This is a genomic window from Streptomyces sp. NPDC045695 (assembly GCF_056432025.1).
On sequence record NZ_JBWKJU010000002.1, the window covers coordinates 33653 to 46264 of the forward strand.

Sequence of the window (12612 nt, forward strand, 5' to 3'; positions counted from 1 at the left end):
GCCTTCGTCTTCAGTAGCGGGGACAGGATTTGAACCTGCGACCTCTGGGTTATGAGCCCAGCGAGCTACCGAGCTGCTCCACCCCGCGTCGGTGAAACCACAGTATCACGACGCGGGACGGAGCCCTTACCCCTTGATCATCAGCCGCCCGGCTTGGGCGCCGTCAGCTTCGCCTCCGCGTCGATCGCCCGCTTCAGCGCCGCCTTGATCTCGTCCTGTGCCTTGCCGAAGGCCGCCCAGTCGCCGGCCTGCCTGGCCTTCTCGGCGTCGTCGACGGCCTTCTGCGCGTCGGCGAGGGCCGCCTTGACCGTCGGGTCCTGGCTGGGCGGCGTGGTGGTGCCGTCGCCCGGTGGCTGGGTCGGGGGCACCGGCGTCGTCGCGGCCTCGGCCCCGAACACCACGTTCAGCGCCTTCTCCAGGGTGTCCTCGAAGGCGGTCTGGCCCCCGTAGGTCACGAGCACCTTGCGCAGCAGCGGGTACTTCAGACCGGAGCTGCGGACGTACACCGGCTCCACGTAGAGCATTCCGCCGTCCAGCGGCACCGCGAGCAGGTTTCCGTACTCGATCTCGGAGTCACCACCGCGCAGCAGGCGGATCGACTCGGCGATCTTCGGTTCGGACTGGAACTTGCTCTGCACCTGTCCGGGGCCGTCCGGCGGCTTGCTCGTCGGCATCTTCAGGATTCTGATCTTGCCGTAGTCCGGAGTGCCCGGATCGGCGTTGACCGACATGAAGGCGCTCAGGTTGGGCCGTTCGTTCGGCGTGAACGTCGTGGTGAGGGAGAAGACCTGGTCCTTCTCCTTCTGGCCCGGCATCTTCATCGACAGGTAGTACGGCGGAACCGCCGTGCCGGCCTTGGTCGTCGGGTCGTCCGGGACCGCCCAGGCCTCACTGCCGCTGAGGAAGGTCTGCGGGTCCGTGACGTGGTAGCGGGTCAGCAGCTCGCGCTGGACCTTGAAGAGGTCCTGCGGGTACCGGAGGTGGTCCATGAGCGGCTTGGCGATCTCGCTCTTGGGCTTCACCGTGCCCGGGAAGGCCTTCATCCAGGTCTTCAGGACCGGGTCCTCGGTGTCCCACTGGTACAGGCTGACCGAGCCGTCGTACGCGTCGACGGTGGCCTTCACCGAGTTGCGGATGTAGTTGACCTGGTTCTCCTGGGCCACCACCGCGCGCTGGCTGTTGGTCAGCGAGTCGGCCGTGCTCTGGCCCAGCGTGGTGCGCGAGGCGTACGGGTAGCCGTTGGTCGTCGTGTAGGCGTCGACGATCCAGACGACCCGCTTGCCGATGACGGCCGGGTACGGGGCGCCGTCGATGGTCAGCCAGGGGGCGACGGCCTCCACGCGGTCCTTCGGCGTGCGGTTGTACAGGATCCGCGAGCCGTCGCCGATGGCGCCCGAGTACAGGATCTGCGGCTCGCTGAAGGTGAGCGCGTACGCGGCCCGGTTGATCGGGTTGTCGAGGTTGACCCCGGAGTCGCCCTTGTAGGACGTCTCCTTCTCACCCTTGTCGTCGGAGTAGTCGAGCTCCTTCTGCGGCCCGCCGACGATCGAGTACTGCTTCGTCTGCTCGCCGTAGTAGATGCGCTGCTCGAAGTCCGTGCCGAACATCCCCTTGGAGGGGAGGTCGGACTGGGTGAAGTCCGGGGCGCCCTGGTCGCCGACGGTGGTGCCCTTGGCCGCGACCACGCCGTAGCCGTGCGTGTACTTGAAGTGGTCGTTGATCCAGTTGTTCTTCGGGATGCCGCCGATGTTCAGCTCGCGCAGCCCGATCACCGTGTCCTGCCCGCTGTAGCGGTCCACGGCGAGCGTGGACGGGAAGGCGTAGTAGCCCTTGACCTGTTGGAGCTGCTGGAAGGCGGGCGAGACGATGTTCGGGTCGAGGAGGCGGATGCTGGCCGTGGTGTCGGCCTGCGGCCGCAGCTTGGTCCGGTCCGGCGTCTGCGGGCCGCCCGGGTAGTCCGTGACCTCGGAGCCCTCGATCCCGTAGGCGTCGCGCGTCGCCTTGATGTTCTTCTGGACGTACGGGGATTCCTTGGCCTGCTCGTTCGGCTGGACCTGGAACTTCTGCACGATCGCCGGGTAGAGCCCGCCGATGAGGATCGCCGAGAGCACCATCAGGCCGAAGCCGATGACGGGCAGCTGCCAGGTACGGCGCCACAGCGTCGCGAAGAACAGCACGGCGCAGATGGCGGCGATGGCGACGAGGATCGTCTTCGCCGGCAGGTAGGCGTTCGCGTCGACGTAGCGCAGGCCGGTCCAGTTGTCCGCGGCCTTGAAGTCACTGGACTTCACGGCCAGGCCGTACCGGTCGAGCCAGTAGGCCACCGCCTTGAGGGTGACGAACAGGCCGAGCAGCACCGACAGGTGCCCGGTGGCCGCGGCGGTGGCCCGGGCGCCCGGGCTGGTCACGCGCAGTCCGCCGTACAGGTAGTGCACGACGGCCGCGGCGATCACCGACAGCACGACCGCGGCGAAGCCGAAGCCGAGCAGGAAGCGGTACCAGGGCAGGTCGAAGGTGTAGAAGGACACGTCCATGTGGAACTGGGGGTCCTTCGTGCCGAAGGTCACCCCGTTCACGTACATGAGCCAGGTCTTCCACTGACCGGCCGCCGAGGCACCCGCGATCAGGCCGACGAGCACGGCGATGCCGAGGAGCATCCACTTCTTGTACGGGGCGACGCTCATCCGGTAGCGGTCGAGGCTCTGCTGTTCCATCGACATCGCGCTGAGCGGCGGCCGGAGCCGGTGCGCCAGCCAGATGTTGAAGCCGACGGCCCCGGCCATCAGCAGGCCGAAGACGGCGAAAAGACCGATCTTGGTCCACAGGGTGGTGGTGAAGACGGAGGAGTACTTCACGGAGCGGAACCAGAGCCAGTCCGTCCAGAAGCCCGCGAACATGATGAAGAGCATGGCGAGCACGGCCAGCACGCCCAGGGTCATGAGGAGAGTGCGGGCCCGCCGGGACGGGCGGCCGACTCTCATCCGTGGCCCGGAAGGGCCTCCGCCGCGGTCCGGCATCTGGAAAGCCAAGGTGCGCACCTCGAAAGTCGCTGAGTCTGGTGGTGAACGGGCCCCCGATCGTAGAGCCCACTCATGCAACTTACTGAGGCTTTAGTCAGTTCCCGGTATCCGGTGGAAAGGAGGCAGGATGTTGTCCATGTCCAACCTTTCGCCTTCCCCCGGCACTCCCATGGCGGCCAGCCCGCTGACCCGTGCCTGCCTCGAGATCGACGAGTACGCGGCCGGCCTCGGCTGGGACAAGCCCGCGCGGCTGTTCGCCCTCGTCGACACGGCCCGGCTCAAGAAGCAGGAGCCGCGCCTGGCGGGCCAGCTCGGTCTCGACCAGGACGACGCCGGCAAGTCCTCCCTCACCCCCGTCGAGCAGGACGAGGTCCCGGCCGGGACCCCGCTCGACAAGTTCCTCGGCACCATCGCCTGGCCCGACGCGGTCGTCGGCTGCGCGCTGACGGTGGAGCGGCTGATGCTGCCGCCGTCCGCGGAGGCCTCCGTCCCGGAGGGGCTGAACGACAAGCAGCTCGCGAAGTGGGTCGCCGGGCACCCGGAGCGGCAGGAGGTCCGCATCACCGTGGCCGTGCTGCGCGACGGTTCGCGCGAGTCGGCCGTACGGCTGCGCGAGAAGGACTCCTCGACCGAGGTCCTCACCGGCGGGGGTCTGGTGCCCGGGCTGGCGGAGGCCCTGGCCGCGACCTTCTCGTAGGCCTCGGGGTCCCGGTCCCGCTGGGATGTAGCAGGGGGGTCAGGGCTTGGTGCTGCACTGCGGCAGCCCGGCCGTGTCCCCCTTGCGGATCTTCTCCAGCGCCTTCGTGGCGTCGTCGATGGTGGAGACCTTCACCAGGGTCAGCCCGCCCGGCACGTGGGACGCCGCGGAGGCGCAGTTCTCGGCGGGCGTCAGGAAGAACTCGGCGCCGGCCTGGCGGGCGCCGATGGTCTTCATCTGGATGCCGCCGATCGGGCCGACCTTGCCCGCGTCGTCGATGGTGCCGGTGCCCGCGATGAATTTGCCGCCGGTCAGATCCTCCGGCGTGAGCTTGTCCACGATGCCGAGGGCGAACATCAGACCGGCGCTCGGGCCGCCGACGTCGGCGAGCTTGATGTCGATCGTGAACGGGAAGGTGTGGTCGGTCCCGGCCCGGATGCCGACGATGGCGCGGCCGTCGCCCTCCGCCTTGCCCGCGGTGATGGCGACCTTGGTCTCGCCGACGGGTTCGCGGTTCGCCTTCGCCGCCTGGGCGGCCTCCGCGGCCGGCACGATGGTGAACTCGACCGGCTCGCCGGGCTTGTGCTTGGTGACGAGCTTGGCCACGTCCTCGGGGGCGGTGACGGGGGCGCCGTCCACCGCCTTGATCAGGTCACCGGCGTGCAGCTGGCCCTCGGAGGGGCTGCCCTTGACCACGGAGGCGACGATCACGCGTGCGGTGACCGGGATGCCGAGCTGCTTCAGGGCCGCCACCTTGGCGCTCTGCTGAGACTGGGTGAACTCCTCGGCGTTCTCCTGGGTGGACTCCGCGTCCGTCTTGCCGTTCGGGTAGAGGTTCTCGTGCGGCACGACGATGTCGTCGCCGGCCAGCCACCCGTACACCGCTTCCACCAGGTTCATGTCGTAGTCCGCGCCCGTGACGCGGACCGTCGTCATGTTGAGGTGACCGCTGGTCGGGTACGTCTTGTGCCCCGAGATGTTCAGTACGGGCTCGCCTTGCGAGTCCCCGAGCGTGTTCACGGTCGGGCCCGGGCTCATCTCGGAGTACGGGACCTTGATGAAGACCCCGGCGATGAGCAGCGCGAACAGCACGAGGGTGGAGGCGAGCATCGTCGCGGTGCGGCGTGGCATGGATCCGACAGTACGGGACGGCCCTGGCGGGCGGCCCTCGGGGCCGGTCCGTACGGGGTCCGTACGGGGCCTGCGCGGGCGTGCGGGGTCCGGACTCAGACGGCGTCGGAGCCGGAGTGGGCCTGTGCCTTCACCTTGGCCTCGGCGTTGCCCATGACCTCGCGGAACCGGGCGTATCCGGCGAGCTCGGATATGTCGCCTTGTGTACGGTCGCGCGCCGCCCAGCTGCCCCATATGCCCGCGCCTATCGCGGCGAACAGCGGAATCAGCAACCACACCAGAGACGCCATGGGCGTGCCTCCCTACCCCGAAGTGCATGTCGTTGGTGGCTTCAACGCTCGTGCCCGGAAGGGGGTTACGCAAATCGAGGGCGTGTTGCGCGGCCGAACGGGTGCGAGGCTACCCCCATCCGGGGGCCGCTCCGCGACCGGGGTCCGACAGACGTCCGCGCCGGCGGAGTCAGCAGGCGCCGACCCACTCCTCGGTGCCGTCGGCGAAGGTCTGGTGCTTCCAGATCGGGACCTCGTGCTTGAGGTCGTCGATCAGCATCCGGCAGGCCTCGAAGGCCTCGCCGCGGTGCGGACAGGAGACGGCGACGACCACGGCCAGGTCACCGACGGCCAGGTCACCGATGCGGTGCACGGCGGCCAGGGCGCGGACCGGGTACTTGGCCACGACCCGCTCGGCGACCCGCCGCATCTCGGCCTGGGCCGTCGGGTGGCAGGAGTAGCCGAGGGAGTCGACGTCCGCGCCGCTGTCGTGGTTGCGCACCGTGCCGACGAAGAGCGTCGTCCCGCCCGTCGCGTCGTCGCCGACGGCCTGGAAGACCTCGTCGATCGAGAGGGGGGTGTCACGGATGTCGAGCAGCCGGATCGGGTCCTGAGCGGCCTGCTCGCCGGGGTGATCGAAGTGCGGTGCCATACCGTCCATCGTGCCCTAGCCGCTGACGCGGCGAAATAGCAGTTTCACCCGTGCCGCACCCACGACCTTGGGATCCTCCTACGAACCGGGGGGCCCGGGGGCGGCGCCCCGGAGACGGCGCCGCACCTCCCGGGACCCGGACCCGGACCCGGCCCGGCCGGGTCAGATACCCCTGCGCCGGCGAGCGGCGCGGACCACCGCGGCAGCGCCCAGCAGCGCGACCGTCGCACCGGCGGCGCCCGCGGCGGTGGCGTCCTTGCGCCCCAGCCGCCGCCCCGCCACGGTGTGCCGGCCCGCCACCTCCTGGAGGAGCTCGGCCAGCACCTCCTCATTGGTCCAGCGCGGCCGCCAGCCCGCCGCGTGCAGCCCGCTGACGCTGACCACCCACGGGTGCATCGTGTACGCCAGGTCCCCCGCCGGGGACGGCGTCAGGCCGATCCGGTGCAGCCGGGCCGCCGCGCCCAGCGCGACCGCCGAGGGCAGCTCCATGCGGCGGATGCCGCTCAGCTCCTCGACCTCCTCCTGCTCCAGCCACCCCTCGCAGCCCACGGCCAGCTCGCCCTCGACCTTTTCCAGGGCCGCGTACTCCAGGGCGCTGACCAGGTCGTCCACGTGGCAGAACTGCCAGGTGGGGCGGGAGCCGGCCACCACGAGCAGGCGCGGGGACTCGAAGTAGCGGGTCAGGGCCGTGTCGGTGCCGCCGACCAGGACGGCCGGACGGATCACGGTGACGTTCAGGCCGGGGTGCGCGCGCGGGGCTCGCCGCCCGAGGCGCTCGATCTCCAGCAGGTCACCGACGCCCGTCGCCTCTGCGGTGGCCCGCAGCTCGGAGTCCTCCGACAGCGGGATGTCGTTGTCCGGCAGGGCCCCGTAGACCATGGCCGACGTGCAGAGCACGACCCGGTGCACGCCGGCCGCGGCGGCCGCCGTGAGGACGGTCTGGGTCCCGCGCACGTTGTACGCGGTGCGGGCGGCCGGGTCCGTCTCCAGATCGAGGTCCAGGGCGAGGTGGACCACGACGTCCGCGCCGCGCAGCTTCTCGGCGATGGCGGGGTCCCGTACGTCCAGGATGTGCCACTGTGCGGCCGCGCAGTCACCGCGCCGCTCGTCGATGGCCACGACCTGCTTGACCTCGTCCGAGACGGCCAGGCGGCTCACCAGGGCCGCGCCGACACCGGACGCGGCGCCGGTCACCGCGATCACGGGGCCCCGTTGGGCCGCGTTACGCGGCTGGCGAACACCGTCGGCGCTGTCGCCCCGCTCTGGGCGGTTTTCGGCGTCGTTCGGCGCGTGCCTGTGCTTGTCCGAGCTGTGCTTGTCCAAAGCGTGCGGATCCGGGGAACTCACCAGGCGTCTCCAGCGGTTGTCTTCAGTGGGGACGCGCCGTGACGCGTACCTACCAGTTGACGTCCATCCTGCCGCAGCCCAGGAGCCGGCGGAGCACCGAGCCCGTATGCGGTTCGGGTGTCTACGCTGGGTGGTGTTGTCGGACCATTGCCCGTCGGCTCCCGCCGGCGGCCCTACGAGCCGAGGAAACCCGTGAGCGAGACCCCATTCGGATTCGGCCTTCCGCCGGAGGAGCCGGAGAACGGCGACGAGGGCAAGAAGAAGGGCAACGAGGGCGCTCAGGGCGGCCCTGCGAATCCCTTCGGGTTCCCGGGCATGGGCCTGCCGGGCGGCGCAGGCGGCGCCGGCGGTTTCGGTGGTGCGGACAATCCGTTCGCCGCGATGTTCGGCGCGATGAACCCGAACGACCTCGGCGCGGCCTTCCAGCAGCTCGGCCAGATGCTCAGCTACGAGGGCGGTCCCGTGAACTGGGACATGGCCAAGGACATCGCCCGCCGTACCGTCGCCCAGGGCACGGCGGACGGCGTGAAGGACACGAGCGTCGGCGTCGCCGAGAAGTCCGCCGTGGAGGAGGCCGTGCGCCTCGCGGACCACTGGCTGGACGGCGTGACCTCGCTGCCCTCGGGCGCCACCACGGCCGTCGCGTGGAGCCGCGCCGAGTGGGTGGAGGCCACCCTGCCGGTGTGGAAGGAGCTCGTGGACCCGGTCGCGGAGCGCGTCGGCGCGGCCATGGGCAGCGTGCTGCCCGAGGAGATGCAGGCGATGGCGGGCCCGCTGCTCGGCATGATGCGCTCCATGGGCGGCGCCATGTTCGGTCAGCAGATCGGCCAGGCCGTGGGTGTGCTCGCGGGCGAGGTCGTCGGCTCCACCGACATCGGGCTGCCGCTGGGCCCGGCCGGCAAGGCCGCGCTGCTTCCGCTGAACATCGAGAGCTTCGGCAAGGACCTGGGCGTCCCCTCGGACGAGGTGCGGCTGTACCTGGCCCTGCGCGAGGCGGCCCACGCGCGCCTCTTCGCGCACGTGCCGTGGCTGCGCTCGCACCTGTTCGGCGCGGTCGAGGGCTACGCCCGCGGCATCAAGGTCGACACCTCGAAGCTGGAGGACGTGGTCGGCCAGCTGGACCCGTCGAACCCGGAGCAGCTGCAGGAAGCGCTCCAGGGCGGCATGTTCCAGCCGGAGGACACCCCCGAGCAGAAGACCGCCCTGGCCCGCCTGGAGACGGCGCTCGCGCTGGTCGAGGGCTGGGTCGACGCGGTGGTGCACGAGGCCGCGAAGCCGCGCCTGACCTCGGCGGACGCCATGCGCGAGACCATGCGGCGGCGGCGCGCCTCGGGCGGACCGGCGGAGCAGACCTTCGCGACGCTGATCGGCCTGGAGCTGCGCCCGCGGCGGCTGCGCGACGCCTCGCGGCTGTGGGCCTCGCTCACCGACGCGCGGGGCGTGGACGGCCGCGACGGCCTGTGGGAGCACCCGGACATGCTGCCGACGGCCTCCGACCTGGACGACCCGGACGGCTTCGTGCACCGCGAGCAGCTGGACTTCTCCGAGATCGACAAGATGCTCGGCGAGGCCGCCGAGAAGCGCGAAGAGGACGGCGACGACAAGAAGTGAGCCTGCACGAAGACGCGGTCCTCGTACTGAAGACCTACGAGGACCAGCCCGAGCTGCGCGACCTCTACCTCGAGCACCTGGCGGCCCATCCGGACGGGGTCTACAAGCCCTGTCAGGCCGGGCACGTCACGGGCAGCGCGCTGGTGATCGACCCTGAGCGCGGGCGCGTCCTGCTGACCCTCCACAGGAAGCTCGGCATGTGGCTCCAGATGGGCGGCCACTGCGAGTCCGGCGACGCGACCCTCGCGGACGTGGCGCTGCGCGAGGCCCGCGAGGAGTCGGGCATCGCCTCGGGGCTGACGCTGCTCGCGGGCGGACCGGTGCGCCTGGACCGGCATCCGATCCCGGCGCCGTGCAACTGGCATCTGGACGTGCAGTACGCGGCGCTGGCTCCGGCCGGTGCGGAGGCTGAGATCAGCGAGGAGTCCCTGGACCTGCGCTGGTTCCCGTACGAGGAGGTGGCGGCGGTGGCCGACATCTCGGTCGTGCGGCTGATGGAGGCGACCCTGGAGCGGCTGCGGGGCTGACCCGCGGTGACCCGCGGGCGTGACGAAGGGGCGGTCCCTCGCGGGGCCGCCCCTTCGCCGTACCGCCTGCTGGAAGGGCTAGTTCCAGGCGTTGTTCTGGTTCTGCGCGTGGGAACCGTGCTGTCCCATGCCGAACTGCGCCGCGACACCCTGTCCGAGCTGGGCGTTCTGCGGCGGCAGCGCCTCACTGGGCTGCACCAGCGCGTAGCCGGTGCCGAGGAAGCTGAGCTCCCAGCCCTCGCCGGTGTTGCCGCGCCGCCGCCAGACTCCGCTGGAGTGCGTCTGGGCCTGCATCTGGACGCGCAGTGAGGTCGACCAGGCGACGATCGCGTCCGCGTCGACGTTGACGTACTTGTCGGGCGTGACGTGCATCATCAGCGGCTGGCCGGAGGTCATCAGCGCGACCTTGCCGCGGCCGGTGATGTTGAGCTGATACTTGCCGGATCCGGAGATCCCGTACTGGCTGTCCACCGCGATGACCTCGGTGTGCAGGGTGGAGTCCAGGGCCAGCACATAGCTGCTGTCGACCGTCAGGCCCTCCTGGTCCACGTCCACGACGTGAACGTACTGGGCCAGGTTGGCCAGGTAGACCGTGCCCTGCCCGGAGCAGCGCATGAGGTCCAGGCCCTCACCGGTGCGCCGGCGGGCGTTCCGCTGGCTGGTGCTCTGGTACTCGCCGTCGAAGTCGATGAGTCCCTGGTAGGCCACCATCGCGCCCTTGCGGGCGAGTACGTCGTCGGAGCCGGTCAGCGAGACCCGCAGCAGCTGCGGGTTCTGGACGGTGTAGCGGTCCTGGGACTGCGCTTCGGCGTGGGCGAAAAGTGTGCTCTGCATGATGTGTCCGCTCCCCCTCAGCCCCGGGCCCGGAGCCGGTCGGTGCTGTCCTCGCTGGGCTGCACGACGACGATGCCCTGGCCGGAGAAGGCCATCTGGTAGGCCTCCCCGCTGCCCCGGCCGATCATCGACGAGGCCTTGAAACTGCGCTTGCCCTTCACCTTGAGATTCGGCGACCAGGCGACGAGCGCGTCCGGGTCGACGTACGTCTCGTCCTCGCCGCGGCCGCAGTCGACCACCATCGGGGTGCCGCGGGAGGTGAGGGCGACCCAGCCGGTGCCCGCGACCTGCACGTTGAACAGGCCCTGGCCGGCGAACTTGGCGAGTCCCTTGACCCGCTCGACGCCCCACTGGAGGTGCGCGTCGAAGGCGAGCAGGTTGGTGCCGTTGACCGAGAGCGAGTCGTTGTTGAGATTGATGACGACGACGTCGGCGCCGTAGTCCGCGAGGTAGAGCAGGCCGTCGCCGGTGCACTTCATCAGCGGTGCGCCTTCGCCGGTGACCCACTGGGCCGCCATCTGGCGGACGGCCGGCGGGTTGGGCTCGTACTGCACGAAGCCCTCGTAGGCGACCATCGAGCCGGTGCGGGCGAAGAGGTCCTGGCCGCTCTGCATGGCGACCTTGAGCATGGACCGGCCGTGGTTCTCCATGCGGGCCGTGACGGGGGTCGGGGCGTAGCCCGCGAGCTGTTGGTTCATTGCGTTCATGTCGGGCTCCCTCAGACCTCGTACGGCTGGACGACGATGAAGTTGCCGGGAGCGCCGCGGAACTGGAGGTTCACGGTCTCCCCGCTGTGGCCGGGGTAGGCGTTGCGCCGCAGCCGGACCTGGCTGGACAGGATCACCTGGGAGGCGGAGGACCACGCCACGATGGCGTTGCTGTCCGCGAAGGTGGTCGGGGTGACGGGCAGGACCACCGGGACGCCGTGCGTCTTGACGATCACGGTGCCGGCGCCCTGGAACTGCATGGTGAACAGGGCGCCGCCGGGGATGCCGTGGCCCTCGATGCGGCGGACCTCGTGCTGGAGCGACTCGTCGAAGGCGAGCACGTTCTCGGCGGAGACGCAGATTCCGTCGCCCTGGAGCTCGATGGCGTGCAGGTGGGCACCGTTCTCCGCGAGGAAGACCTGGCCGCGGCCGGTGCAGCGCATCAGCTGCATCTCCTGGCCGGTGGCGTTGCCGACGATGCGGCCGGCGAAGCCCGCGCCCTTGTAGCTGAAGTCGACCTTGCCCTGGTACAGGACCATGCTGCCCTGGCGGGCGAGGACGGCCTGGCCGCCCATCGCGAGGTCGACGCGCATGAGCTGCTGGTTCTGCGCGGTCCAGCGGGAGCCGGTGCGGGCTTCCTTGTACGGCTGGAGCGCGGCGGCGAGTCCGCCTCCGGCGGGGGCCACGGCCTGCGGGGCGTAGCCCGGGACCTGGCCGGGGACCTGTCCGGGGACGTGACCCGGGACCTGGCCGTAGCCCGGCTGCGGCTGCTGTCCGTAGGGGGCGGGGGCCGGGGCGGGCGGGGGCACCTGGCCCGGTACCTGGCCGTACGAGGGCTGCTGCTGCGGCGGCTGGCCGTACGGGGCGGGGGCGGGCGGGGCGAACGGCGCGGCCATGGTGGGCGCGGCGTGCACCGGGGCGGCGGGCGCCGGCTGCTGGTACGCCTGCGGCTGCGGGGCCGGGGCGGGCGCGGGCGCGCCGAAGGCCGGCGCGGGAGCCGGGGCCGGGGCGGGGGCCGGGGCCGGGGCGGGGGCCGGGGCCGGGGCCGGGGCCGGGGCCGGGGCCGGGGCACCGAAGGACGGAGCCGGGGCGGGGGCGGCCGCCTGCGGCGGGGGCGCGAAACCGGGCGCGGCGGCGGCCGGGGCCTGCTGGGCCGGCTGCGCCTCCTCGGCGACCTCGCCGCCGAAGTTGCGCAGCAGCGCGTCGAGGCCGCCGTCGAAGCCCTGGCCGACGGCGGCGAAGCGCCACACGTCCTTCAGGTAGAAGTCGCCGAGCATCACGGCCCGCTCGGTGGTGAACTCCGCACCGGTGAACGCGTACCGGACGACCTCTTCGCCGCCCGCCACGATCCGGATGTGGCCCGGGCCGATCTGCGACATCTGTCCGGCGCCGTCGATGGTGGCGGTGAAGGACAGCTTGTGGATGGACGCCGGAATCCGGTCCAGGGTCACCCGGAAGGATTCGGTGTCACCGGCCTGCGGCCCGAGCTGCTGAATGGACTCTTCCGGCGACTTCGGCTGGTTGAAGAAGACGAAGTACCGGTCGTCCGACAGCTGCTCGTTGGCGTCGAGGCCGAAACAGCTGATGTCGAAGGTGAGTCCGGGCCCGGCGATCTGAACGCCTACATACAGATCGGTGCCCGCCGTCAGGTCACTGATCTTGGCCTTGTGGCCGCGTTGGAATTCCCTGGCCATACGTAACGACCGTCCCCCATCCCGACTGTGAATACGTGCCGCTCAGGCTAACGGCAACTGCCGACATCGGGCCAAGTCGGTACCGACCCGGTACATATCACGCTGTGTGACGTCACGGGTGGG

At 70.8% G+C, this 12612-nt stretch carries 11 protein-coding genes and 1 tRNA gene; 3 read left to right on the plus strand and 9 right to left on the minus strand.

The window, feature by feature from the left end; all coding sequences use genetic code 11:
- Positions 1 to 14 precede the first annotated feature (14 nt).
- Together AC07DU_RS03290 and AC07DU_RS03295 are read right to left on the minus strand one after the other, a co-directional pair.
- Positions 15 to 88, minus strand: a tRNA-Met gene (locus AC07DU_RS03290).
- 52 nt (positions 89 to 140) lie between these two features.
- Positions 141 to 3017, minus strand: a complete 2877-nt coding sequence (locus AC07DU_RS03295) for a UPF0182 family membrane protein (protein ID WP_360888754.1) — start codon at positions 3015 to 3017, stop codon at positions 141 to 143.
- Between the two features lie 130 nt (positions 3018 to 3147).
- On the opposite strand from AC07DU_RS03295, the gene AC07DU_RS03300 reads away from it, so the two are divergent.
- Complete coding sequence (locus tag AC07DU_RS03300; protein ID WP_360888086.1) at positions 3148 to 3717, plus strand: PPA1309 family protein; 570 nt, start codon at positions 3148 to 3150, stop codon at positions 3715 to 3717.
- A gap of 39 nt (positions 3718 to 3756) precedes the next feature.
- Here AC07DU_RS03300 and AC07DU_RS03305 read toward each other — a convergent pair whose 3' ends face one another.
- From AC07DU_RS03305 to AC07DU_RS03320, 4 genes are all read right to left on the minus strand, one after another.
- Positions 3757 to 4848, minus strand: coding sequence for a YlbL family protein (locus AC07DU_RS03305; protein WP_479027043.1), 1092 nt, complete (start codon positions 4846 to 4848; stop codon positions 3757 to 3759).
- A gap of 95 nt (positions 4849 to 4943) precedes the next feature.
- Entirely contained in the window at positions 4944 to 5138 is a 195-nt protein-coding gene (locus AC07DU_RS03310; RefSeq protein WP_360888080.1) for a hypothetical protein, read from the minus strand.
- A gap of 169 nt (positions 5139 to 5307) precedes the next feature.
- Positions 5308 to 5769, minus strand: coding sequence for a molybdenum cofactor biosynthesis protein MoaE (locus AC07DU_RS03315; RefSeq protein WP_360888078.1), 462 nt, complete (start codon positions 5767 to 5769; stop codon positions 5308 to 5310).
- Positions 5770 to 5931: 162 nt separating this feature from the next.
- Complete coding sequence (locus AC07DU_RS03320; RefSeq protein ID WP_479027039.1) at positions 5932 to 7116, minus strand: SDR family oxidoreductase; 1185 nt, start codon at positions 7114 to 7116, stop codon at positions 5932 to 5934.
- Positions 7117 to 7308: 192 nt separating this feature from the next.
- On the opposite strand from AC07DU_RS03320, the gene AC07DU_RS03325 reads away from it, so the two are divergent.
- Positions 7309 to 8727, plus strand: a complete 1419-nt coding sequence (locus AC07DU_RS03325; RefSeq protein WP_479109391.1) for a zinc-dependent metalloprotease — start codon at positions 7309 to 7311, stop codon at positions 8725 to 8727.
- Positions 8724 to 9254: an NUDIX hydrolase gene (locus AC07DU_RS03330; protein ID WP_479027036.1), complete on the plus strand. Its 531-nt coding sequence runs from the start codon at positions 8724 to 8726 to the stop codon at positions 9252 to 9254. The genes AC07DU_RS03325 and AC07DU_RS03330 overlap by 4 nt, the downstream gene beginning before the upstream one ends.
- A 78-nt stretch (positions 9255 to 9332) precedes the next feature.
- On the opposite strand, the gene AC07DU_RS03335 is transcribed toward AC07DU_RS03330, so the two are convergent.
- The 3 genes from AC07DU_RS03335 to AC07DU_RS03345 are packed head-to-tail and all read right to left on the minus strand — an operon-like array spanning position 9333 to position 12489.
- Positions 9333 to 10088: an AIM24 family protein gene (locus AC07DU_RS03335; protein WP_453373320.1), complete on the minus strand. Its 756-nt coding sequence runs from the start codon at positions 10086 to 10088 to the stop codon at positions 9333 to 9335.
- Between the two features lie 17 nt (positions 10089 to 10105).
- A complete protein-coding gene (locus AC07DU_RS03340) occupies positions 10106 to 10786 on the minus strand; it encodes an AIM24 family protein (RefSeq protein ID WP_360888748.1) in 681 nt (226 codons plus the stop codon).
- 20 nt (positions 10787 to 10806) lie between these two features.
- Positions 10807 to 12489, minus strand: a complete 1683-nt coding sequence (locus tag AC07DU_RS03345) for a TerD family protein (protein ID WP_479109393.1) — start codon at positions 12487 to 12489, stop codon at positions 10807 to 10809.
- Positions 12490 to 12612 lie beyond the last annotated feature (123 nt).